The 21,975-nt window shown below is 74.0% G+C and carries 18 protein-coding genes and 1 riboswitch; of the genes, 12 read left to right on the plus strand and 6 right to left on the minus strand.

Going from position 1 to position 21,975, the window contains the following annotated elements:
• The first annotated feature begins 28 nt into the window (after positions 1-28).
• The gene (locus AB0924_RS21395; RefSeq protein WP_358931863.1) at positions 29-754 is read left to right on the plus strand and encodes a nucleopolyhedrovirus P10 family protein; all 726 of its coding nucleotides are present in this window, start codon (positions 29-31) and stop codon (positions 752-754) included.
• 33 nt (positions 755-787) lie between these two features.
• On the opposite strand, the gene AB0924_RS21400 is transcribed toward AB0924_RS21395, so the two are convergent.
• From AB0924_RS21400 to abc-f, 3 genes are all read right to left on the minus strand, one after another.
• Positions 788-1,591 carry an enoyl-CoA hydratase/isomerase family protein gene (locus tag AB0924_RS21400; RefSeq protein WP_366912174.1) on the minus strand — a complete coding sequence of 268 codons (804 nt, stop codon included), beginning with the start codon at positions 1,589-1,591 and terminating at the stop codon, positions 788-790.
• A gap of 128 nt (positions 1,592-1,719) precedes the next feature.
• Entirely contained in the window at positions 1,720-1,941 is a 222-nt protein-coding gene (locus tag AB0924_RS21405) for a helix-turn-helix domain-containing protein (RefSeq protein WP_010355597.1), read from the minus strand.
• Between the two features lie 335 nt (positions 1,942-2,276).
• Positions 2,277-3,875: a ribosomal protection-like ABC-F family protein gene (gene abc-f / locus AB0924_RS21410; protein WP_366912175.1), complete on the minus strand. Its 1,599-nt coding sequence runs from the start codon at positions 3,873-3,875 to the stop codon at positions 2,277-2,279.
• Positions 3,876-4,088: 213 nt separating this feature from the next.
• Between abc-f and AB0924_RS21415 the strand changes: the two genes are divergently transcribed.
• Positions 4,089-4,499, plus strand: coding sequence for a VOC family protein (locus tag AB0924_RS21415; protein WP_358931855.1), 411 nt, complete (start codon positions 4,089-4,091; stop codon positions 4,497-4,499).
• 63 nt (positions 4,500-4,562) lie between these two features.
• On the opposite strand, the gene AB0924_RS21420 is transcribed toward AB0924_RS21415, so the two are convergent.
• The 3 genes from AB0924_RS21420 to AB0924_RS21430 all read right to left on the minus strand — a co-directional run bounded on the left by AB0924_RS21420 (position 4,563) and on the right by AB0924_RS21430 (position 8,096).
• Positions 4,563-5,990, minus strand: coding sequence for a hypothetical protein (locus tag AB0924_RS21420; protein WP_366912176.1), 1,428 nt, complete (start codon positions 5,988-5,990; stop codon positions 4,563-4,565).
• 182 nt (positions 5,991-6,172) lie between these two features.
• The gene (locus AB0924_RS21425; protein ID WP_358931851.1) at positions 6,173-7,300 is read right to left on the minus strand and encodes an alpha/beta fold hydrolase; all 1,128 of its coding nucleotides are present in this window, start codon (positions 7,298-7,300) and stop codon (positions 6,173-6,175) included.
• A gap of 127 nt (positions 7,301-7,427) precedes the next feature.
• A complete protein-coding gene (locus AB0924_RS21430; protein ID WP_358931849.1) occupies positions 7,428-8,096 on the minus strand; it encodes a class II aldolase/adducin family protein in 669 nt (222 codons plus the stop codon).
• 191 nt (positions 8,097-8,287) lie between these two features.
• Between AB0924_RS21430 and AB0924_RS21435 the strand changes: the two genes are divergently transcribed.
• The 10 genes from AB0924_RS21435 to cobI all read left to right on the plus strand — a co-directional run bounded on the left by AB0924_RS21435 (position 8,288) and on the right by cobI (position 21,967).
• Entirely contained in the window at positions 8,288-9,058 is a 771-nt protein-coding gene (locus tag AB0924_RS21435) for a GH25 family lysozyme (RefSeq protein ID WP_366912177.1), read from the plus strand.
• 144 nt (positions 9,059-9,202) lie between these two features.
• Complete coding sequence (locus tag AB0924_RS21440) at positions 9,203-10,492, plus strand: inorganic phosphate transporter (RefSeq protein WP_366912178.1); 1,290 nt, start codon at positions 9,203-9,205, stop codon at positions 10,490-10,492.
• A 24-nt stretch (positions 10,493-10,516) separates the two neighbouring features.
• Positions 10,517-10,744, plus strand: a complete 228-nt coding sequence (locus tag AB0924_RS21445) for a hypothetical protein (protein ID WP_358931844.1) — start codon at positions 10,517-10,519, stop codon at positions 10,742-10,744.
• Between the two features lie 123 nt (positions 10,745-10,867).
• Positions 10,868-11,009: riboswitch (cobalamin riboswitch) on the plus strand.
• 116 nt (positions 11,010-11,125) lie between these two features.
• Positions 11,126-12,070, plus strand: coding sequence for a cobalamin biosynthesis protein (locus AB0924_RS21450; protein ID WP_358931842.1), 945 nt, complete (start codon positions 11,126-11,128; stop codon positions 12,068-12,070).
• Positions 12,067-13,575, plus strand: a complete 1,509-nt coding sequence (locus AB0924_RS21455; RefSeq protein ID WP_358931840.1) for a cobyric acid synthase — start codon at positions 12,067-12,069, stop codon at positions 13,573-13,575. The genes AB0924_RS21450 and AB0924_RS21455 overlap by 4 nt, the downstream gene beginning before the upstream one ends.
• On the plus strand, positions 13,572-17,222 hold the full coding sequence (gene cobN / locus AB0924_RS21460) for a cobaltochelatase subunit CobN (protein ID WP_366912179.1): 3,651 nt from the start codon (positions 13,572-13,574) through the stop codon (positions 17,220-17,222). The genes AB0924_RS21455 and cobN overlap by 4 nt, the downstream gene beginning before the upstream one ends.
• On the plus strand, positions 17,219-19,273 hold the full coding sequence (locus tag AB0924_RS21465; protein WP_366912180.1) for a putative cobaltochelatase: 2,055 nt from the start codon (positions 17,219-17,221) through the stop codon (positions 19,271-19,273). Before cobN ends, AB0924_RS21465 begins: the two co-directional genes overlap by 4 nt.
• Positions 19,273-19,872: a cob(I)yrinic acid a,c-diamide adenosyltransferase gene (cobO, locus tag AB0924_RS21470; RefSeq protein ID WP_366912181.1), complete on the plus strand. Its 600-nt coding sequence runs from the start codon at positions 19,273-19,275 to the stop codon at positions 19,870-19,872. The genes AB0924_RS21465 and cobO overlap by 1 nt, the downstream gene beginning before the upstream one ends.
• Positions 19,872-21,239, plus strand: coding sequence for a cobyrinate a,c-diamide synthase (locus AB0924_RS21475; protein ID WP_366912182.1), 1,368 nt, complete (start codon positions 19,872-19,874; stop codon positions 21,237-21,239). Before cobO ends, AB0924_RS21475 begins: the two co-directional genes overlap by 1 nt.
• Positions 21,236-21,967 (plus strand): precorrin-2 C(20)-methyltransferase, encoded by a 732-nt coding sequence (cobI, locus tag AB0924_RS21480; protein ID WP_366912184.1) that lies wholly within the window; start codon positions 21,236-21,238, stop codon positions 21,965-21,967. Before AB0924_RS21475 ends, cobI begins: the two co-directional genes overlap by 4 nt.
• Positions 21,968-21,975: the final 8 nt, after the last annotated feature.

The raw sequence follows: 21,975 nt of genomic DNA on the forward strand, positions 1-21,975 counted from the left end.
CGCGCCAGGGATACGGCAGGCTGGAGGAATGACGGCGGATCGGTGGACGCGGGTGTCGGGGCAGCATCGGCCGGCCCTGGGCAGACTGCTGCCGCTCGGCGGCCCGCGCGACGGCGCGTGGATCGCCGAGGGCGCGGCCCGGGCGGTACTGGAGCGGGCGGCGAACGGGGTGCCGGGCGTGCGCCTCGGCACGCCGCGGATCGCGCTCGCCGATCCGGACGACATCGGCGAACCGGTCGTACCGCGGCCGCCGGGCGCGGTGCCCCCGGGCGCCCTGCGGGTGACGGCGGACTTCGCGGCGCCGGCCGCCGAGCCGCTGCCGGTGACGGCGTCCCGGCTGCGGCTCGCCCTGCTGGCGGCCGCGACGGACACCCTGGGCCTCGCGGTCACGGAGGTGGACCTGCGGGTGACGGAGCTGCTGGAGACGGCGGACGGTCAGGGCACGCCGGTGGAGGCGCCGCGGCCGCCGGCCGCCCGGGACGCCACGGACCCCGACGAGTCCCGCGCGGCGGCGGCCGCGCTGTCCGTCCCCGGGGTCGCGCGGCTGACCGGATCACTCGGCGGTCTCGGCCGGGCCGTGCACATCGAGGAGCGTGCCGGGGACACCGCGCTGCCGCACCGGCACGTCCGTGTGGAGCTGGCGACGGGCGCGGGCCACCGGGCCGTTGAGGTGGCCCGGCGGGTTCGCGAGGCGGTGCGGGACGCGCTGGACGATCATCCGACGGTGGCGGTGCTGGTCACGAGCGTGGCCTGACCGGCCGGCCGGAGCGCGCGGCGCCCCGCGGGCTCATTCGCCCACGCCGGCCAGATCCCGCAGCCGCCGGGCCTGGGCGGCCCGCTCGGCGGCGCGCTGGGAGTCGTAGTCGCGTTCCGGCGCACCGCGCAGCAGTGCCTTGGTCTCCACCACCGCGTCGCGCGGGGCGGCCAGCATCGCCGCGGCCAGGTCCTGTACCGCGCCGTCGAGTTCGGCCGCCGGCACCGCGAGGTTGGCCAGCCCGGAGGCCACCGCCTCACCGGCCCCGACGAACCGGCCCGTCGCGCAGATCTCCAGCGCGCGGGCGTACCCGACAAGACCGACCAGCGCATGCGTGCCGGTCAGGTCGGGAACGAGGCCGAGCGAGGTCTCGCGCATGGCGAACTGCACGTCGTCCGCCACCACCCGCAGGTCACAGGCGAGCGCGAGCTGGAACCCGGCACCGATGGCATGGCCCTGGACAGCGGCGATGGACACGATGTCGTTGCGCCGCCACCAGGTGAACGCCTCCTGGTATTCGGCGATGGTCGCGTCGAGCCCGGCGTCGTCACGACGCGCGAGTTCGACGAAGTTCGGCTCGCCCGGGATTCCCTCCGGCGTGAACATCCGGCGGTCCAGCCCGGCGGAGAAGGACTGGCCCTCACCACGCAGTACCACGACCCGGACGGAGCCCGGCAGCAGCCGGCCCGCCTCGGTGAGCGTCCGCCACATGGCGGGGCTCTGTGCGTTGCGCTTGGCCGGATTGGCCAGCGTCACCGTGGCGAGCGCGTCGTCGACGGTGAGCCGTACGCCGTCCTTGTCGAGTACAGGAGCGAGGTCCTGGTCGGGCGAAGCCATGGGGCGCCTCCGATGAGTGCGGTCATCACACATTGCCGTACGGCATGCTAAGTGACTGCACAGTAACCACCCGGCCGTTGAGACCGCCGACCGGGTGGCCACCATCGAAGCCGATGGGCCGCCCGGAGTCAGGACGTAGCGGCCTTCTTGCCCCGGGTCGCTCCGCCACGCCCACGGAGCGTGACGCCCGACTCGCTGAGCATCCGGTGTACGAAGCCATACGAGCGGCCGGTCTCCTCGGCCAGCGCCCGGATGCTCGCACCGGAGTCGTACTTCTTCTTCAGGTCTGCCGCGAGCTTGTCGCGCGCGGCGCCGGTCACCCGGCTGCCCTTCTTCAGAGTCTCGGCCACCCGTGCCTCCTCATGGGAAGTGCGCTCTGGTCTCCTCATGATCACCCCTCCGGGGCGTGATGGCCACCCATTCGGCAAGGTCCGTGAGACATCGACGTGACGACAGGAGCGCATCCCCACATACGGAATCAGCGGTTCCACGGTTTCGCGGACACACGGCCGAACGGGTGGTTCCGTGAAGTGCCAGGTCAGGGACGCGACGCGGCCGACCCCTTGGCGCTGAAGGGATCGGCCGCGAAATCGGTGTACGACACACGCCGGTACGAGGAGATCTCACACAGATGATGGATCACGGCTCGGCCGAATGATCCATACGCCGTGGATCAGACTTTCGATCAAGCCAGGGCGACGAGATCCGCGTAGTCGGCGCCCCACAGGTCCTCGACGCCGTCGGGCAGCAGGATGATGCGCTCCGGCTGCAGGGCCTCGACCGCGCCCTCGTCGTGGGTGACCAGGACGACCGCGCCCTTGTAGGTGCGCAGGGCGCCGAGGATCTCCTCGCGGCTGGCCGGGTCCAGGTTGTTGGTCGGCTCGTCCAGCAGCAGGACGTTGGCCGCGGAGACGACCAGCGTGGCGAGGGCGAGCCGGGTCTTCTCGCCGCCGGAGAGCACCCCGGCGGGCTTGTCGACGTCGTCGCCGGAGAACAGGAACGAGCCGAGCACCTTGCGGACCTCGACCAGGTCCATGTCGGGCGCGGCCGAGCGCATGTTCTCCAGGACCGTGCGGTCGGGGTCCAGGGTCTCGTGCTCCTGGGCGTAGTAGCCGAGCTTGAGGCCGTGGCCGGGGACGACCTCGCCGGTGTCGGGCTGCTCGACTCCGCCGAGGAGGCGCAGCAGCGTGGTCTTGCCGGCGCCGTTGAGGCCGAGGATGACGACCCGCGAGCCCTTGTCGATGGCCAGGTCGACGTCGGTGAAGATCTCCAGGGAGCCGTACGACTTGGACAGGCCCTCGGCCATCAGCGGGGTCTTGCCGCAGGCCGCGGGCTCGGGGAAGCGGAGCTTGGCGACCTTGTCGGACTGGCGGACCGCCTCCAGGCCGGAGAGCAGCTTGTCGGCGCGGCGGGCCATGTTCTGCGCGGCGACCGTCTTGGTGGCCTTGGCGCGCATCTTGTCGGCCTGCGAGTGCAGGGCGGCGGCCTTCTTCTCGGCGTTGGCGCGCTCGCGCTTGCGGCGCTTCTCGTCGGCCTCGCGCTGCTGCTGGTAGAGCTTCCAGCCCATGTTGTAGACGTCGATCTGGGCGCGGTTGGCGTCCAGGTAGAACACCTTGTTGACGACCGTCTCGACCAGGTCGACGTCGTGGGAGATCACGATGAAGCCGCCGCGGTAGGTCTTCAGGTAGTCGCGCAGCCAGATGATCGAGTCGGCGTCGAGGTGGTTGGTCGGCTCGTCCAGCAGCAGGGTGTCCGCGTCGGAGAACAGGATGCGGGCCAGCTCGATGCGCCGGCGCTGACCGCCGGAGAGCGTGTGGAGCGGCTGGCCGAGGACCCGGTCGGGCAGGTTGAGCGCCGCGGCGATGGTGGCGGCCTCGGCCTCGGCCGCGTAACCGCCCTTGGTGAGGAACTCGGTCTCCTGGCGCTCGTACTGCTTCAGGGCCTTCTCGCGGGTGGCGCCCTGGCCGTTGGCGATGCGCTGCTCGTTCTCGCGCATCTTGCGCAGCAGCACGTCGAGGCCGCGCGCGGAGAGGACGCGGTCGCGGGCGAGGACGTCGAGGTCGCCGGTGCGGGGGTCCTGCGGCAGGTAGCCGACCTCGCCGGAGCGGGCGATCTGGCCGCCGGCCGGGATGCCCTCGCCGGCCAGGCACTTGGTGAGGGTGGTCTTTCCCGCGCCGTTGCGGCCGACGAGGCCGATACGGTCGCCCTTGGCGACACGGAAGGTGGCGTTCTCGATGAGGACGCGCGAACCGGCGCGCAGCTCGATTCCGGAAGCGGAGATCACGGACAGACTCCAGGGCGTACTGAGGATTGGCGGTGGGCGGCTGAGGACGTTCCCGCCGTCTAATGCGCGAGGAGAATGGCCATGGGCCAAGTCTAACGGGACCGTGCAAGCGCTTTTTCTGCGTCCGCGCGTTCGAACCGGACGGTGGGTGCCGGTGGCGGCTGCCAGACTCGGGGACGGGGGCGTTGACCGGCGCACGAGGGAGTGATCGGCATGGCGGGCACGGGCGGACGGCCGAGCGTCTTTCCGACGCTGCTGTACACGGACGCGAAAGCGGCGATCAGGCAGCTCACCGAGGCCTTCGGCTTCACCGAGCTGTCGGTGTACGAGACGGAGGACGGCACGGTGATGCACGCCGAGCTGGTCCAGGGCAAGGGCGCGGTGATGCTCGGTTCCAAGGGCCGCGGCGGCCTCTTCGACACGGCCATGCGGGGCGCCGGGCCCGCGGGGGTGTACGTCGTCGTGGACGACGTCGACGCCCACCACCAGCGGGCAGTGGCGCACGGCGCGGAGATCCTGATGCCCCCGACGGACCAGGACTACGGCTCGCGGGACTACATGGCCCGGGACGCGGAGGGCAACGTCTGGAGCTTCGGCACCTACGCGCCCGAGATCGGCGGCTGACCGGCCCGGTGCGCCGGGCCCGGTGCGCCGGGACCTCCCCGGCGGGCCGCCCTGCGCACCGGATCAGCCGCCGGTGTGCACCTGGAAGGCGGCCCGGCGCACGGCCTTGGCGAGGGCCGGGTCGGGGTGGGCGGCGGCGAGGGCCACCAGGACCTGCACGGTGCGCGGGTGGCCGACGGCGCGGACCTCGTCCAGCAGCAGGGGGACGGTCGGCTGCACCGCGGCCTCCAGGTGCCGTACCAGCATCGACGTCTCGCCGTGGTCGGCGACGGCGGCGGCGGTGTCGACCCACAGCCAGGTGGCCTCCTCGCGGGTGAGGACCTCGTGGGCGTCCTCCGGGTCGACGCCGTCGTGCTCGGCCAGCCACAGCAGCGCGTAGGGCCGCAGGGCGGAATCGTCCAGTACCGCGTGCACCTCGGGTTCGGCGGGGGCGCCGACGACGCGCAGCGCCTCGAAGGCGAGGCCGCGCAGCAGGGCGTCGTCGCCCCGGGCGGCGGCGAGCAGCTCGGTGACGGCGCTGCCGACGGGGCGGGCGGCGAGCCAGGCGCGGTACTCGGCGCGGGCGGCGTTGGGGCGGAGCTGGGCGCAGCCGCGGAGCATGTCCTCGGCGGCCTGCTCGATGTTGCCGGCAGGGCTCTGCGCGGCCACGCAGATCTGCTCCAGCTTGACCCAGACCGCCCAGTTGCCCAGCGGGGTGAGCGTGGCCTGGCCGTCGCCGTAGGTCAGGGCGCCCACGGAGGCGAGGGCCGTGAGGGCCCACTCCAGGAGCGGGGCGAGCGGGGTGTCCCCGGTGGGCCCGGGCTCCGCGGGGGCGGCGGTCCCGGCCGGGGCCGGGGAGCCGTCGGCGCCGGGCTCGTAGGAGACCTCGCAGCGCTCGGTGCGCAGTTCGGTGACCCGCTGCTGGAGCAGGTCGAGGAGCTGCTCGACGGGCACGGGACCGGCGGAGAGCTGGAGGAAGGAGAGCACCTGGGGCATGGCGGAGACGACCTCGGCGACGGCGGCCGGCTCGAACTCCGCGGGCTCCGGGCTGGCGAGCGACCAGGCGTCGAACAGGGCGACCCAGCCGCGCAGCACGGCGCTGTCGTCGCGGTCCCAGGCGCGCAGGCGCCAGCCGGGGCGCGCGCTGTCCCCGTGCACCTCGATGAGTCCGGCGAGCCGGGCGGTGTCCCAGTGGGCGCGGATCCGGTCGGCGTCAAGGCCGAGGCCGGCGGCGGCGCGCTCGGCGGTCGCGTCGGAGAGGGTGGCCTTGCCGTCGGCGGTGACGGCGTCGCTGCCGGGCCCGAGGGCGGAGTCGGCCCAGCGGGCGACCCGGACCGCGCCGGCCAGGCCGGTGCGCGCCATTCTGGCCAGTTCGGCCGGGGCGGGGGTGCCCTCCGGCGGCCGGGGTGCGGGGCGGCGCGAGCGCCGCTGGTTCACAGCTCTGGGGGCGGCGGCCAGGGGTCGCGGTCGGACGAGTCGAAGCCTGGAGTCGCGCGGGATACGGGACGTCACGGGTGCAGTCTTCCGGTTGACGGTCCGAAAACCCAAACGGAATGTCACGGGGGGCTACGGGGCTGGCCAACGCACCGGCCCGGGGGCGGGCCGGGAGGCGGGATCAGGCCAGTGGTACGGCCTTCGACGGAAACGGCCGGCCGCGGCTGGTCCGGCGCGTACCGGAGGGCGCCGCGGGCCGGTCACATCAGCGGGGTCAGGAAGCGGCGCAGCCGCTCCTCGTACTCCTCCGGGTCCGCGTTCCACATGGCCGCGTGCGGGGCCCGCGGCACGGTGTGCAGCGCGACGAGGTCGGCGCGGCGGGCGGCGAGACGGCGGGAGTGCTCCCAGGGGGCCACCACGTCGTCGGGGCCGTGGATGATCAGCGTGGGCACGGCGAGCCGGTCGGGGTCGGCGGTCTCGGCACCGCGGTCGGCGTGCAGTCCTGCCCGGCCCTGCGCGGCGCGTACCGCGAGCGGCAGCAGGGCGTCGGGGGTGTGGCGGGCCCGGGCGAGGGCGCGCAGGGTGGCCTGCCAGCTCAGCACCGGGGAGTCGAGGACCAGCCCGGCGACGCGCTCGCGCACGGCGGAGTGCTCCGCGGCGCGCAGGGCCATGGTGGCGCCGGTGGACCAGCCGAGGAGGACGACCCGGCGGGCGCCGTAGCGGACGGCGTAGCGGATCGCCGCGTCCACGTCGCGCCACTCCGTCTCGCCGAGGTGGTTCAGGCCGTCCGGGGAGCGCGGGGCGCCCAGGTCGCCGCGGTAGGCGAGCGCGAGGACGGGGACGCGGCGGCGGTGCAGGTACGCCATGACGTTCAGGGCCTGCTCGCGGGTGGTGCCGAGGCCGTGCACCGCGATCACCCAGGTGTCCCGGTGGCCTGGCACGAACCAGGCGGGCAGGGCGCCGAGTTCTCCGGGGATGTCGATGTCGGCGTGGTCGAGACCGAGGGCGGTGCCCGGGTTGCCGACGTACACGTTCGGGGTGAGCCACACGGGATCGCCGGGGGCGAAGGTGCCGTGGGTGACGCGTTCCAGGCGCCTGACGACGCTGTCGGCGGTGTGCTCGGCCGAGTCCAGCAGGGGCCCGACGACCGCGTGCGAGCCGTCGCCGGCCAGACCGTAGGTGCCCGGGCGCAGGGAGGCCAGGTCGCGGGTGAGGGCGATCCGGCCGGGCGCGGTGCCGTGCACGGTGAGCCGTGGTTCGGTGGGCAGCGGCCGGCCCGGGGACGCCTTCAGCGCGGCGTCACTGGCCAGCCGGCCGGCGGCGACGGATGCCGCGCCGGCGGCCAGGACGGCGCCGAGGGCGGCGGCGGTCGCTCTGACGGTGCGCACGGCTCCAGTGTCGTGGGGGGCGCCGGAACCGGCCAGCCGGAGGAGCGGGCCGGGCGGCCCGGGGCGGCGGCCGAAGGGCAGCCGGGCGGCGGGCGGACGGAGCGGGTGGCTGTGCGACGACAAGGGGTCACCTCCGTTGGCCGTATCCCTTCAAGCGTGCCCCGGCCTCGGCGATGTGTGCCTCCGTCAGCAGAGCGGGTGTGAGGCCCGGCACGGAGGACGCCGTCAGCCACAGCCGGCACATCCATTCAAGCTGGGCGGTGCGGTCGTAGGCCTGGTCGAGGGTGGCGCCGTAGGTGATCGCGCCGTGGTTGCCCAGCAGGCAGCCGGAGCGGCCGGCCAGCGCCGCGAGCATGTTCCGGGCCAGTTCGTCGGTGCCGTAGGCCGCGTAGGGGGCGACCCGCACGGAACCGCCGAGGGCGGCGGTCATGTAGTGGATCGGGGGCAGCTCGGTGACGAGAGTGGAGACGGCCGTGGCGTGCACGGCGTGGGTGTGGACGACGGCGAGGGCGTCGGTGGTGCGGTAGACGGCGAGGTGCATGGGCAGCTCGCTGGTCGGCACGAGGGTGCCGAGCACCTGCCGGCCGTCGAGGTCGACGCCGGTGATGTCGGCCGGGGTGAGCCGGTCGTAGGGCACGCCCGACGGGGTGACCAGCACCAGATCCCCCACGCGGACGGAGACGTTGCCGGAGGTGCCGACGACCAGCCCGTCGGCCACGGTCCGGCGGGCCGTCCCGACCAGCGCCGCCCAGCTCCGCTCCTGCTGCTCCCGCGCGTCCCGCCACTGTCCGGCCATACCGCGATCCTGCCAGCCCGTCCGGTGCGGGGCGGGCCGGCGGCGGAGTTCCGGCCGGAACCGGTGCCGCCGGAGGAGTGGACACCCGCGTGCAACGCCCATAAATGCACTTAATCGGGCCAGAGCCAGGCATCTAATGATCATTAATGCCCGCAGCCGCCCGACGCCTCACCGCCGCACCAGGGGGACGCATGGCCCGCGACCGCTCGCCCTCCCGCCTCCGCCGTCGCGTGGCCGCCGTCGCGGCCGCCGCGGCGGCGCTCGCCCTCGCGGGCACCCAGTGCGCCTCCGCCGCCGGGCCCTCGGCGGCGGAGGCGGCCGGTCTGCCCCGGGGACACGACGTGTCCTCGCACCAGCGCCACGTCGACTGGCCCGCCGCCCGGTCGGACGGCGCGCGGTTCACCTACATCAAGGCGACCGAGTCCACGACCTATCGCAACCCTTACTTCGCCCGGCACTACGCGGGCGCACGCCGGGCGCACCTGATCCGCGGCGCGTACCACTTCGCCCGCCCCGACCAGTCCTCGGGCGCCGCGCAGGCCGCGTACTTCGTGCGGCACGGCGGCGGCTGGCGGGCGGACGGCTGGACCCTGCCGCCGGCCCTCGACATCGAATACGACCCGTACGACAGCAGGCACCTCTGCTACGGGCTCGGCCACCGGCGGATGGTCGGCTGGATCCGCTCCTTCAGCGACGAACTGGACCGGCTCACCGGCCGCCGCCCGGTGATCTACACGACCGCCCAGTGGTGGGCCGCCTGCACCGGCGGCAGCCGCGCCTTCGCCTCCGACCACCCGCTGTGGATCGCCCGTCACGGCACGTCAGGACCTGGATCACTGCCCGGCGGCTGGTCGTCCTGGACCTTCTGGCAGTACGGCACCGAGGGCGGCCTGCCGGGTGACCAGAATCTCTTTCACGGGCCACCGCCGAGCCGGCTGCGGGCCTTCGCGCGGGGCCGGTAGCCAAGGGGCGCCCCGGCCGGCCGCTCGGAGCGGAATCCCGAACCCCCGTTACCGACACCCCCACGCCTGACCCAGTTCACCTTCCGTTCACCCAGGTTGCCTACGTTCGACCCGCCAATGACGCTCGAACGATTGCCTGGGTAAATGGAAAGCTTCTCGCTGATCCTCGCGATTGTGGTGGTAACCGCACTCGCGTTCGATTTCACGAACGGTTTCCACGACACCGCCAACGCGATGGCCACCACCATCTCGACCGGCGCGCTGAAGCCCAAGGTCGCGGTGGCCATGTCCGCCGCGCTCAACCTTGTGGGCGCTTTCCTCTCCGTGGAGGTCGCCAACACGATCTCCAAGGGTCTCGTCGATGAGAACGGCATCCGTCCCGAGGTCATCTTCGCCGCCCTGGTCGGCGCGATCCTCTGGAACCTGCTGACCTGGCTGGTGGGACTGCCCTCCAGCTCCTCCCACGCCCTGATGGGCGGCCTGATCGGCGCCACCGTCGCCTCGGCGGGCTTCGGCGCCGTCCACGGCGACGTCCTGGTCACCAAGGTGCTGCTGCCGGCGGTCGCCGCCCCGGTCGTGGCCGGACTTGCCGCCATGCTCGCCACCCGCTTCTCCTACGGGATCGGCGGCAAGGCCGAGGGCGACGCCACCCGCAAGGGCTACCGCGCCGGCCAGATCGCCTCCGCCGGACTGGTCTCCCTCGCGCACGGCACCAACGACGCCCAGAAGACGATGGGCATCATCACCCTGGCGCTGATCGCGGGCGGTGCCATCGCCCCGGGCTCCAACCCTCCCACCTGGGTGATCCTCTCCGCCGGCATGGCCATCGCGCTCGGCACCTACATCGGCGGCTGGCGCATCATCCGCACCATGGGCACGGGCCTGACCGAGCTGGAGTCGCGCCAGGGCTTCGCCGCCCAGACCAGCGCCGCCACGGCCATCCTGGCCTCCTCGCACCTCGGCTTCTCGCTGTCCACCACCCACGTCGTCTCCGGCTCCGTGATGGGCGCGGGTCTGGGCCGCAAGGGCGGCGTGGTCCGCTGGTCCACCGCGACCCGCATGGCCGTCGCCTGGGTCCTCACCCTGCCGGCCGCCGCCCTGGTCGGGGCGCTCGCCGAGTCCGTCACGGACCTCGGTGACTGGGGCACCGCCGTCGTCGCGGTCTTCCTGGTCGGCTCCAGCGCCGCCATCTGGAAGCGCTCCCGCCGCGAGGTCGTCGACCACACCAACGTCAACGGCACCGACGAGGCCGCCGAGCCCGCCGGTGTGGTGACCACCGCGATCGCCGCGGTGACCCCGCCGCCGGCCGGCACCGTCACCCTCACCGAGGGGCCGGCCATCAGCTTCCCGTCGCAGTCCAGCGGCCCGGCCCCGGCCGTCGCCGAAGTCACGGCACCGGCCGCTACGGCCGTGCCCCCGGCCGCCACCGTCTGACCCGGTTACCGGAGGAAAAGCAACATGAAGATCGACTGGGCGGCCATCGGCTCCGTCTTCGGCGTCAGCCTGGCCTTCACGGTGGGCCTGGTGGCCCTGTTCACCCTCGGCGTCAACGGCCTGTCCCGGCGGGAGAGGGCGGCGGCGCAGGGCGGGTCCGCGGCGCTCGCCGTGACCGGCGCGTACGTGTGCTTCGCGGCGTGCGCGGCGGCCGTGGCCTACGGCATCTACCTGATCGTGGCCAAGCCCTGACCCGAGCCACCCTCGAAGAGGCTCCCCGCCGGTGCGTTCCGGCAGGGAGCCTTTTCCATGCCCGGATCTCGCCGGTGTGGGGCTGAGCACACTCTCCCCTCGCAGGTCAAAGGCAAGTTGACGGCCCTTCGGGGCGCGTGGTGGACTGCCCGGGCCATGTACGGCGGCAGGAGAGGAAGCCGGTGCGAATCCGGCGCGGTCCCGCCACTGTGACCGGGGAGTGATCCCCGGGAGCCAGGAACTCTCACCGCCGGCTTCGTCGAACCAGGGCGCGGACACCCTGAGTGAGGACACATATCGCCATGCTCGGCCGCAGATCGAGGACCCTTACCAGGGCCTGTCACGAGAGTCCCGCCTCCGCGCCCACGGCCGGCTGAGCCGATGGGTGCCGATCGCGCTTACGCGTACGGCGCCGCCGCCGGCCTTCTCGGTGACCTGCTCCTCGGCGATCCGCGCCGCGGGCATCCGGTCGCCGCGTTCGGGCGGGCGGCCGCTGCCGTGGAACGCGTGCTGTGGCACGACCACCGCGGCTGGGGCGCTCTGCACACCGCCGTCTGCGCCGGCGGCGCCGTGGCCGCCGGGCTCGTCGCCCGACGGGCCGTGCGCCGCTCCCCCGTCGCCTCCGCCGCGCTGACCGGCGTGGCCACCTGGGCCGTCGTCGGGGGCACCTCGCTGGCCCGCGAGGCCCGGGCCATCGGGCGCGCGCTGGAGGCCGGGGACGTGACGGCGGCCCGCGCGCGGCTGCCCCATCTGTGCGGCCGGGACCCGCAGGCGCTGGACGCCGACGGGATCGCCCGGGCCGTGGTCGAGTCCGTCGCCGAGAACACCTCCGACGCCGTCGTGGGCGCGCTGGTGTGGGGTGCCGTGGGCGGGGTGCCGGGGCTGCTCGGGTTCCGGGCCGTCAACACCCTGGACGCGATGGTCGGTCACAAGTCGCCGCGCCTGCGCCGGTTCGGCTGGGCCTCCGCCCGGCTCGACGACCTCGCCGGGTGGCCGGGGGCCCGGCTGACGGCCGTGCTCGCCGCGCTGGCCGGACCGGACCCGCGGGGTGCCGTACGGGCCTGGCGGGCGGACGCGGCCAAGCACCCGAGCCCCAACGCCGGTCCCGTCGAGGCCTCGTTCGCGGGCGCCCTGGGCGTGCGGCTCGGCGGGACGCTCTCCTACGCCGGCCGGGTGGAACACCGGCCCGTACTGGGCGGCTGCACCGGGCGGGCCGTCCGGGTCGCCGACATCGACCGGGCCGTGACGCTCTCCCGCCGCGTCGGCCTGCTCGCGCTCGGTGTCACCGCCGGTGCGCGCCTCCTCGCGAAGGGACGTGGCAAGTGAACGGTGGTCTCCTCGTCGCCGGCACCACCTCCGACGCCGGCAAGAGCGTCGTGACGGCCGGGATCTGCCGCTGGCTGGTGCGCCAGGGTGTGAAGGTGGCGCCGTTCAAGGCGCAGAACATGTCCCTCAACTCCTTCGTCACGCGCGAGGGCGCCGAGATCGGGCGGGCACAGGCGATGCAGGCGCAGGCCTGCCGGGTGGAGCCGACCGCGCTGATGAACCCCGTGCTGCTCAAGCCGGGCGGTGAACAGAGCAGCCAGGTGGTGCTGCTGGGCAGGCCGGTGGGCGAGATGAGCGCGCGCGGCTACCACGGCGGGCGCCAGCAGCGGCTGCTGGGCACGGTGCTGGACTGCCTGGCCGAGTTGCGGGGCACGTATGACGCGGTGATCTGTGAGGGGGCCGGTTCGCCCGCGGAGATCAATCTGCGGCGGACGGACATCGTCAACATGGGGATCGCGCGGGGCGCGCGGCTGCCCGTCCTCGTGGTCGGCGACATCGACCGCGGCGGCGTCTTCGCCTCCTTCTTCGGCACCCTCGCCCTGCTGTCGCCCGAGGACCAGGAACTGGTCGCCGGTTTCCTGGTGAACAAGTTCCGGGGCGACGTCTCCCTGCTGGAGCCCGGCCTCGACATGCTCCACGGGCTCACCGGACGGCGGACGTACGGCGTGCTGCCGTTCCGGCACGGGCTCGGCATCGACGAGGAGGACGGACTGCGGGTCTCCCTGCGCGGCACCGTGCGGGAGTCCACGGTGGCTCCTCCGGTCGGAGACGACGTGCTGCGGGTCGCCGTGTGCGCGGTCCCGCTGATGTCCAACTTCACCGATGTGGACGCGCTGGCCGCCGAACCGGGCGTCGTGGTGCGGTTCGTGGACCGGCCGGAGGAGCTGGCGGACGCGGACCTGGTCGTGGTCCCGGGGACCCGGGGCACGGTCCGGGCGCTCGAGTGGCTGCGGGAGCGCGGCCTCGCCGACGCCCTCGTACGCCGGGCCGCCGAACACCGGCCCGTGCTCGGCATCTGCGGTGGCTTCCAGATCCTCGGCGAGCACATCGAGGACGAGGTCGAGTCGCGCGCCGGGGAGGTCCCGGGGCTCGGAGTGCTGCCGGTGCGGGTGCGGTTCGCCCGTGAGAAGACGCTGACCCGGCCGGTCGGCGAAGCCCTGGGCGAACCGGTCGAGGGGTACGAGATCCACCACGGCGTGGCCACCGTCGGCGGGGGCCGGCCCTTCCTGGACGGCTGCCGGGCCGGACAGACCTGGGGCACGCACTGGCACGGCTCGCTGGAGTCGGACGGCTTCCGGCGGGCCTTCCTGCGCGAGGTGGCGGCCGCCGCGGGACGCCGCTTCGTACCGGCCCCCGGCACCTCGTTCGCCGCGCTGCGCGAGGAGCAGCTCGACCGGCTCGGCGACCTGATCGAACAGCACGCGGACACGGACGCGCTGTGGCGGCTCATCGAGTCGGGCGCGCCGCAAGGACTGCCTTTCATTCCACCGGGAGCGCCCGCATGAGCACAGTGTTGTTGTTGTCGACCGCCGACACCGATCTGCTGGCGGCCCGGGCCTCCGGCGCCGGGTACCGGATCGGCAATCCGACCCGGGTGGACGTGGCCGGGGAACTGCCGGGGCTGATCGAGGGCGCGGACCTCGCGGTCGTACGGCTGCTCGGCGGCAAGCGGGCCTGGGAGGACGGGCTGGCCGCGCTGAAGGCGTCCGGCGTCCCCGCCGTGCTGCTGGGCGGCGAGGCCGTGCCGGACGCCGAGCTGATGGCCGAGTCGTCCGTGCCCGCGGGCGTGGTGGCCGAGGCGCTGAAGTACCTCGTCGAGGGCGGCCCGGACAACCTGGCCGAACTGGCCCGGTTCCTCTCCGACACGGTGCTGCTCACCGGCGAGGGCTTCGAGGAGCCGCGGAAGATGCCGGAGTTCGGCGTCCACGGCTCGTACCCGGTCCGGGACGGCCGTCCGACGGTGGGCGTGCTGTTCTACCGGGCGCACGAACTGAGCGGCAACACCGCCTTCGTGGACACACTGTGCGAGGCGATCGAGGCGCGGGGCGCCAACGCCCTTGCCGTGTACTGCGGTTCGCTGCGCGGAGCGGACGCCGGGCTGTACGAGCTGCTGGGCCGGGCCGACGCGCTGGTCGCCACCGTGCTGGCGGCCGGCGGCACACACGCCTCGCAGGCGTCCGCCGGCGGGGACGAGGAGTCCTGGGACATCGGGGCGCTCGCCGATCTGAACGTGCCCGTGCTACAGGGGCTCTGCCTCACCTCCTCACGGGCCGCCTGGGCGGAGTCGGACGCCGCCCTGTCCCCCATGGACGCGGCGATGCAGGTGGCCATCCCGGAGTTCGACGGACGGCTCGTCACCGTGCCGTTCTCCTTCAAGGAGCAGGGTCCGGACGAGGTACCGGTGTACGTCGCGGACCCCGAGCGGGCCGCGCGGGTCGCCGGAATCGCCGTACGCCATGCCGAGCTTGCCCACAAGCCGAACGCGGAGAAGCGGATCGCGCTGGTCTTCACCGCCTACCCGACCAAGCACTCCCGGGTCGGCAACGCGGTCGGCCTGGACACGCCCGCCTCTGCGGTCCGGGTGCTGGACGCGCTGCGGGACGCCGGCTACGTGGCCGAGGGTTACCCGGACAACGGCGACGAGCTGATCCACCGGCTGATCGCGGCCGGCGGCCACGACGTCGAGTGGCTGACGGAGGAGCAACTGGCCGCCGCGCCCGCCCGGGTGCCGCTCGCCGACTACCGGGAGTGGTTCGACGGGCTCGACGCCGGGCTGCGGGACGCGATGCTGGAGGCCTGGGGCGAGCCGCCGGGCGGCCTGTACGTGGACGGCGACGACATCGTGCTCGCCTCGCTGCGGTTCGGGAACGTCGTCGTGATGATCCAGCCGCCGCGCGGCTTCGGCGAGAACCCGATCGCCATCTACCACGACCCCGACATGCCGCCCTCCCACCACTACATGGCGGCCTACCGCTGGCTCGACAGGAGTTTCGGCGCCGACGCGATCGTGCACATGGGCAAGCACGGCACGATGGAGTGGCTGCCGGGCAAGGGCCTGGGCCTGAGCGGCGGCTGCGCCCCGGACGCCGTGCTCGGCGACCTCCCGCTGATCTACCCGTTCATCGTCAACGACCCCGGCGAGGGCACCCAGGCCAAGCGGCGCGGGCACGCCACCGTGGTCGACCACCTCGTGCCGCCGATGGCGCGCGCGGACACCTACGGCGACCTGGCCAAGCTGGAGCAGCTGCTGGACGAGTACGCGCTCGTCTCCGACCTGGACCCGGCGAAGGCACCGGCGGTGCGCGCCCAGATCTGGACGCTGGTCAAGGCCGCCGAGCTGCACCACGACCTGCATGTGGACGAGCAGCCGGACGACGACGCGTTCGACGAGTTCGTCATGCACATCGACGGCTACCTGTGCGAGATCAAGGACGTGCAGATCCGCGACGGACTGCACATCCTCGGGGGCGGCCCGGAGGCCGAACCGCGGGTGAACCTGGTCCTCGCCGTGCTGCGCGCCTCCCAGGTGTGGGGCGGGCGGGCGAACGCGCTGCCGGGGCTGCGGGCGTCGCTGGCCCGGCACTACGGGCTGGTGGAGAAGGAGCTGCTGGCCGAGCCGGGCGCGCCGGTCAAGGTGCCGGTGGAGCTGACGGACCGGGTCGACGGTCCGTCCCGGACGGCGGCCGACGCGATCGACCTGCTGGAGCGGCTCTGCCGGCGGATCGCGGAGGACATGGAGTCCCGGGCGTGGGACCGGGCGGCCGTCCCCGCCGTACTGGACGGCGTGCTCGGCACCGAACTCGCGGACGCCGCGGCGGTGCTGGAATTCGCCTGCGACGAGGTCGTACCGCGGCTGGCCCGGACCACCGACGAGATCGGGCACATCCTGCGGGCGCTGGACGGCGGTTACGTGCCGGCCGGACCGTCGGGTTCGCCGACCCGCGGTCTGGTCAACGTGCTGCCGACCGGCCGCAACTTCTACTCCGTCGACCCGAAGGCGATCCCCTCCAGGCTGAGCTGGGAGGTCGGCCAGTCGCTCGCGGACTCGCTGGTCCAGCGGTACCTCCAGGACACCGGGGAGTACCCGAGGTCGGTCGGCCTCACGGTGTGGGGCACCTCCGCGATGCGCACCCAGGGCGACGACATCGCCGAGATCCTGGCACTGCTGGGCTGCCGTCCGGTCTGGGACGACGCCTCGCGCCGGGTGACGGGGTTCGAGGTGATCGGCCCGCAGGAGCTGGGCCGGCCGCGCGTGGACGTCACGGTCCGTATCTCGGGCTTCTTCCGGGACGCGTTCCCGCACGTGGTCGGGCTGATCGACGACGCGGTGCGGGCGGTGGCCGAGCTGGACGAGCCGGCCGAGGTCAACTTCGTGCGGGCGCACGTGGACGAGGACGCGGCGGAGCACGGCGACCGCCGGCGGGCGACGGCCCGGATCTTCGGCTCGAAGCCGGGCGCGTACGGCGCCGGTCTGCTGCCGCTGATCGACGCCCGGAACTGGCGCTCCGACGCCGACCTCGCCGAGGTGTACGCGGTGTGGGGCGGTTACGCGTACGGGCGCGGCCTCGACGGGCGGGCGGCGCGCGGGGACATGGAGACCGCGTTCCGGCGGATCGCCGTGGCGGCGAAGAACGTCGACACCCGTGAGCACGACCTGGTCGACGCCGACGACTACTTCCAGTACCACGGTGGCATGGTCGCCATGGTGCGGCACCTGACCGGCGCCAACCCCGAGGCCTACGTGGGCGACTCGGCCGTGCCGGACCAGGTGAGAACGCGCACGCTGGGCGAGGAGACGCACCGCGTCTTCCGGGCCCGGGTGGTCAACCCGCGCTGGATGGCGGCGATGCGCCGGCACGGCTACAAGGGCGCCTTCGAGATGGCGGCGACCGTGGACTACCTGTTCGGCTACGACGCAACGGCGGGCGTGGTCGACGACTGGATGTACGAGAAGCTCAGCGCGGAGTACGTCTTCGACCCGGAGAACCGGGACTTCATGCGGAAGTCCAACCCGTGGGCGCTGCGCGGCATCACCGAGCGGCTGCTGGAGGCGGCGGACCGCGGGCTGTGGGCGGAGCCGGACGCGGACACCCTGGAGCGGCTGCGCGCCACCTATCTGGAGCTGGAAGGCGACTTGGAGGGCGACCAGTGACAACCCCGTTCCCGTTCACGGCCGTGGTCGGCCAGGACGATCTGCGGCTCGCGCTGCTGCTGAACGCCGTGTCGCCGGCGGTCGGCGGTGTGCTGGTGCGCGGCGAGAAGGGCACTGCGAAGAGCACGGCCGTACGCGCCCTCTCCGCGCTGCTGCCGGAGGTGGCCGTCGTCCCCGGATGCCGGTTCTCCTGTGATCCGGCGGCCCCGGACCCGTCCTGCCCGGACGGACCGCACGAGCCGGGCGCCGGGGACCGACGGCCGGCCCGGATGGTCGAGTTGCCCGTGGGCGCCTCCGAGGACCGGCTGGTCGGCGCGCTGGACATCGAGCGGGCGCTCGCCGAGGGCGTGAAGGCGTTCGAGCCGGGCCTGCTGGCCGACGCCCACCGCGGGATCCTGTACGTGGACGAGGTCAACCTCCTGCACGACCACCTCGTCGACCTGCTGCTGGACGCCGCCGCGATGGGCGCCTCGTACGTCGAGCGCGAGGGTGTCTCGGTGCGGCACGCCGCCCGGTTCCTGCTCGTCGGCACCATGAACCCGGAGGAGGGCGAGCTGCGGCCGCAGTTGCTCGACCGGTTCGGGCTGACCGTGGAGGTCGCCGCCTCGCGGGAACCGGACGAGCGGGTGGAGGTCGTGCGGCGCCGGCTGGCGTACGACGACGATCCCGGCGTCTTCGCCGCGCGCTGGGCCGAGGAGGAGACCGCCGTCCGGCAACGGATCGTCGCGGCCCGGAAGCTGCTGCCGGGGGTGCGGCTGGGCGACGGCGCGCTGCGGCAGATCGCGGCGACCTGCGCGGCCTTCGAGGTGGACGGGATGCGCGCCGACATCGTGATGGCGCGTACGGCGACCGCGCTGGCCGCGTGGGCCGGGCGGACCGATGTGCTCGCCGAGGACGTCCGGCAGGCCGCGCTGCTCGCGCTGCCCCACCGGCGGCGGCGCAACCCGTTCGACGCGCCCGGTCTGGACGAGGACAAGCTGGACGAGACGCTGGAGCAGTTCTCCGGCGAGGGCGAGGGTGAGGACGACGACGACCCCGGCCCCGACGGCCCCGGAGGCGGCGGGCAGCCGGCGCCGGACAGCGGTCCGCAGGGCGACGGCGGTGCGGCCCCGGAGCCCGAGGCCGGGGAGGGCGGGCAGCCGCAGTCGTCGGGCGGGCAGGAGCAGCCGGCCGCACGGGCGGCCGAGCCGTTCCGCGCGAAGGTGCTGACCGTGCCCGGCCTCGGCGAGGGCGCCGCGGGCCGGCGCTCCCGAGCGCGTACCGAGCACGGGCGGACCACCGGGGCCCGGCGGCCCCGGGGCGCGCTGACCAAGCTGCACCTGGCGGCGACGGTACGGGCCGCGGCCCCGCACCAGCGGGCGCGAGGGCGGTCCGGTCCGGGTCTCGTGGTGCGCCGGGACGATCTGCGGCAGGCGACCCGGGAGGGGCGGGAGGGCAACCTCGTGCTGTTCGTGGTGGACGCCTCCGGGTCGATGGCGGCGCGGCAGCGGATGAGCGCCGTGAAGGGCGCGGTGCTGTCACTGCTCCTCGACGCCTACCAGCGGCGGGACAAGGTGGGTCTGGTGACCTTCCGGGGGTCCGCGGCGGACGTGGCGCTGCCGCCGACCTCGTCGGTGGACGCGGCGGCGGTCCGGCTGGAGTCGCTGCCGACCGGCGGCCGTACGCCGCTGGCGGCCGGGCTGCTGAAGGCGCACGAGGTGCTGCAGGTGGAGCGGCTGCGGGACCCGGCGCGGCGCCCGCTGGTCGTGGTGGTGACGGACGGACGGGCCACAGACGGAGGGGCGGCGCGAAGCGTCTCCGGCCGGGGCGGTGGTCGGGCGACGGGCGGGACGGAGCCGGTGGCGCTGGCCGGGCGGGCGGCGCGGCTGTTCGCGGCCGAAGGCGTCGCCTCGGTGGTCGTGGACTGCGAGTCGGGGCCGGTACGGCTCGGGCTCGCCGGGCAGCTCGCGGACGGCCTGGGCGGTACCGCGGTGACGCTGGACGAGCTGCGGGCCGACTCGATCGCCGGGCTGGTCAGGGATGTGCAGGGGACTTCGAGGAGGGCCGCGTAATGCCGCAGGGGCAGCCGAGTGTCGTGCCGGACGACGGACTGACGACCCGTCAGCGCCGTAACCGGCCGCTGGTCGTCGTGCACACGGGCGTCGGCAAGGGCAAGTCCACCGCCGCGTTCGGGCTGGCGCTGCGGGCCTGGAACCAGGGCTGGCCGATCGGGGTGTTCCAGTTCGTCAAGTCCGCCAAGTGGAAGGTCGGCGAGGAGAACGCGCTGCGCGTGCTCGGCGCCTCCGGTGAGGGCGGCAGCGTCGACTGGCACAAGATGGGCGAGGGCTGGTCCTGGGTGCAGCGCGACGCGCAGATGGACAACGAGGAGAAGGCCCGCGAGGGCTGGGAGCAGGTCAAGCGGGACCTGGCGGCCGAGACGTACCGGCTGTACGTGCTGGACGAGTTCGCCTACCCGATGCACTGGGGCTGGGTGGACACCGCCGAGGTCGTGGACGTGCTGCGGAACCGGCCCGGCACCCAGCACGTGGTGATCACGGGGCGGAACGCGCCGGAGAAGCTGGTGGACCTCGCCGATCTGGTCACCGACATGTCCAAGGTCAAGCACCCCATGGACGTGGGGCAGAAGGGCCAGAAGGGCATCGAGTGGTGATGACGCCGGTGCCCAGGCTGGTCGTCGCCGCGCCCGCGTCGGGCAGCGGCAAGACCACCGTCGCCACGGGGCTGATGGCCGCGTTCGCCGCGCGGGGGCTCGCCGTGTCCCCGCACAAGGTCGGGCCGGACTACATCGACCCCGGGTACCACGCGCTCGCCACGGGGCGGGTGGGACGCAACCTGGACGCGTACCTGTGCGGGCCGGAGCTGATCGCCCCGCTGTTCCTGCACGGGGCGCGGGGGTGCGATCTCGCCGTCGTCGAGGGCGTGATGGGGCTGTACGACGGGGCCGCGGGCCAGGGCGAGCTGGCGTCCACCGCTCATGTCGCCAAGCTGCTGCGGGCGCCGGTGGTGCTGGTCGTGGACGCCTCGTCGCAGTCGCGGTCGGTGGCGGCGCTGGTGCACGGGTTCGCGTCCTGGGATCCGGAGATGCGGGTCGGGGGCGTGATCCTGAACAAGGTGGCGTCCGACCGGCACGAGGCGCTGCTGCGGGAGGCGCTGGACGCCTCCGGGGTGCCGGTGCTGGGGGTGCTGCGGCGGGTGCCGCAGGTGGACACGCCGTCGCGGCATCTGGGTCTTGTGCCGGTCGCCGAGCGGCGGGACGCGGCGGCGGACGCGGTCGCGGCGATGGCGGCACAGGTCTGCGCGGGGTGCGATCTGGATGCGCTGATGACGCTGGCGCGCGGTGCGGGCGCGATACCGGGCGCGGCCTGGGACGCGGCCGAGGCCCTGGCTTCCCCTGCTCGGCCGGCCGGGAAGCGGGGGCCGGTGGTCGCCGTCGCCGGCGGTCGGGCGTTCACGTTCTCCTACGCGGAGCACGCCGAGCTGCTCGCCGCCGCCGGTGCCGAGGTCGTCACGTTCGATCCGCTCCGGGACGAGGAACTGCCGGAGGGCACCGCCGGGCTGGTCATCGGGGGCGGGTTCCCCGAGGTGTACGCGGCCGAGCTGTCCGCGAACGAGCCGCTGCGCAAGGCGGTCGCCGGACTGGCCCTGAGCGGTGCTCCCGTGGCCGCGGAGTGTGCCGGGCTGCTCTATCTGTGCCGGGAGCTGGACGGGCGGCCCATGTGCGGGGTGCTGGACGCCGGCGCCCGCATGGGCGAACGGCTCACTCTCGGCTACCGGGACGCGGTGGCCGTCGGCGACAGTGTGCTGGCCGCCGCGGGGACGCGGACGCGCGGGCACGAGTTCCACCGCACGGCCGTCGAGCCCGGCGCCGGTGCCGCTCCCGCCTGGGGTCTGACGACCCCGGTCCGGCGGGTCGAGGGTTTCGTACAGCAGGGCGTGCACGCGAGTTATCTGCACACGCACTGGGCCGCCGGGCCCGGTGCGGCCCGTCGGTTCGTGGAGAGGTGCCGGACGTCATGAGCAGCAGGCTGGTCGGAGTCGGGGTCGGTCCCGGGGACCCGGAGCTGGTGACCGTCAAGGGGGTCAACGCGCTGCGCGCCGCCGAGATCGTCGTCGTTCCCGTGATGGACACCGGTGAGCAGGGCCGGGCCGAGGCGACCGTGGTGCACTACGTGCCCCGGGAGAAGGTCGTTCGGGTGGTGTTCGCGCTGAACGAGCGGTCCGACCGGACGCGCCGGGAGGCCGCCTGGGACGCGGCGGGCGAGCGGGTCGCCGGGCTGCTGGAGCGGCACCGGTCGGTCGCCTTCGCCACCATCGGCGATCCGAACGTGTACTCGACGTTCACGTATCTCGCGCAGACGATCACGGAACTGGTGCCGGGTGTCGTGGTGGAGACCGTGCCCGGGATCACCGCCATGCAGGATCTGGCGGCGCGGTCGGGCGCGGTGCTGACGGAGGGGACAGAGCCGCTGACGCTGGTGCCGGTGACGGCGGGAGCGGCGGCGCTCAAGGAGGCGCTGGCGGGGCCGGGCACCGTCGTGGCGTACAAGTTCGGGCGGCAGGCCACCGAGGTCGCCGAGGCGCTGCGGGAGACCGGGCGGATCGGGGACGCGGTGTGGGGTTCGGCGCTCGGACTGCCGGAGGAGTCGGTGCGGCCGGCCGCCGAACTGGACGGGGCGCCGTTGCCGTACCTCTCCACGCTGATCGCCCCGCCGCGGCGCGACGGCGGGCGGGGCGGGAAGCTGTGACGCGGCCC

The sequence above is a fragment of the Streptomyces sp. NPDC047869 genome (assembly GCF_040704065.1).
Taxonomy (GTDB): Bacteria; Actinomycetota; Actinomycetes; order Streptomycetales; family Streptomycetaceae; genus Streptomyces.

Excerpts from the sequence above, each read along its gene's own strand:
- AB0924_RS21430 (WP_358931849.1), bottom strand. The coding sequence starts at position 8,096 with ATGGCCGGACAGTGGCGGGACGCGCGGGAGCAGCAGGAGCGGAGCTGG.
- cobI (WP_366912184.1), top strand. The coding sequence starts at position 21,236 with ATGAGCAGCAGGCTGGTCGGAGTCGGGGTCGGTCCCGGGGACCCGGAG.
- AB0924_RS21435 (WP_366912177.1), top strand. The coding sequence starts at position 8,288 with ATGGCCCGCGACCGCTCGCCCTCCCGCCTCCGCCGTCGCGTGGCCGCC.
- AB0924_RS21445 (WP_358931844.1), top strand. The coding sequence starts at position 10,517 with ATGAAGATCGACTGGGCGGCCATCGGCTCCGTCTTCGGCGTCAGCCTG.
- AB0924_RS21395 (WP_358931863.1), top strand. The coding sequence starts at position 29 with ATGACGGCGGATCGGTGGACGCGGGTGTCGGGGCAGCATCGGCCGGCC.
- AB0924_RS21415 (WP_358931855.1), top strand. The coding sequence starts at position 4,089 with ATGGCGGGCACGGGCGGACGGCCGAGCGTCTTTCCGACGCTGCTGTAC.
- AB0924_RS21440 (WP_366912178.1), top strand. The coding sequence starts at position 9,203 with ATGGAAAGCTTCTCGCTGATCCTCGCGATTGTGGTGGTAACCGCACTC.
- AB0924_RS21450 (WP_358931842.1), top strand. The coding sequence starts at position 11,126 with ATGGGTGCCGATCGCGCTTACGCGTACGGCGCCGCCGCCGGCCTTCTC.
- cobO (WP_366912181.1), top strand. The coding sequence starts at position 19,273 with ATGCCGCAGGGGCAGCCGAGTGTCGTGCCGGACGACGGACTGACGACC.
- cobN (WP_366912179.1), top strand. The coding sequence starts at position 13,572 with ATGAGCACAGTGTTGTTGTTGTCGACCGCCGACACCGATCTGCTGGCG.
- AB0924_RS21400 (WP_366912174.1), bottom strand. The coding sequence starts at position 1,591 with ATGGCTTCGCCCGACCAGGACCTCGCTCCTGTACTCGACAAGGACGGC.
- AB0924_RS21475 (WP_366912182.1), top strand. The coding sequence starts at position 19,872 with ATGACGCCGGTGCCCAGGCTGGTCGTCGCCGCGCCCGCGTCGGGCAGC.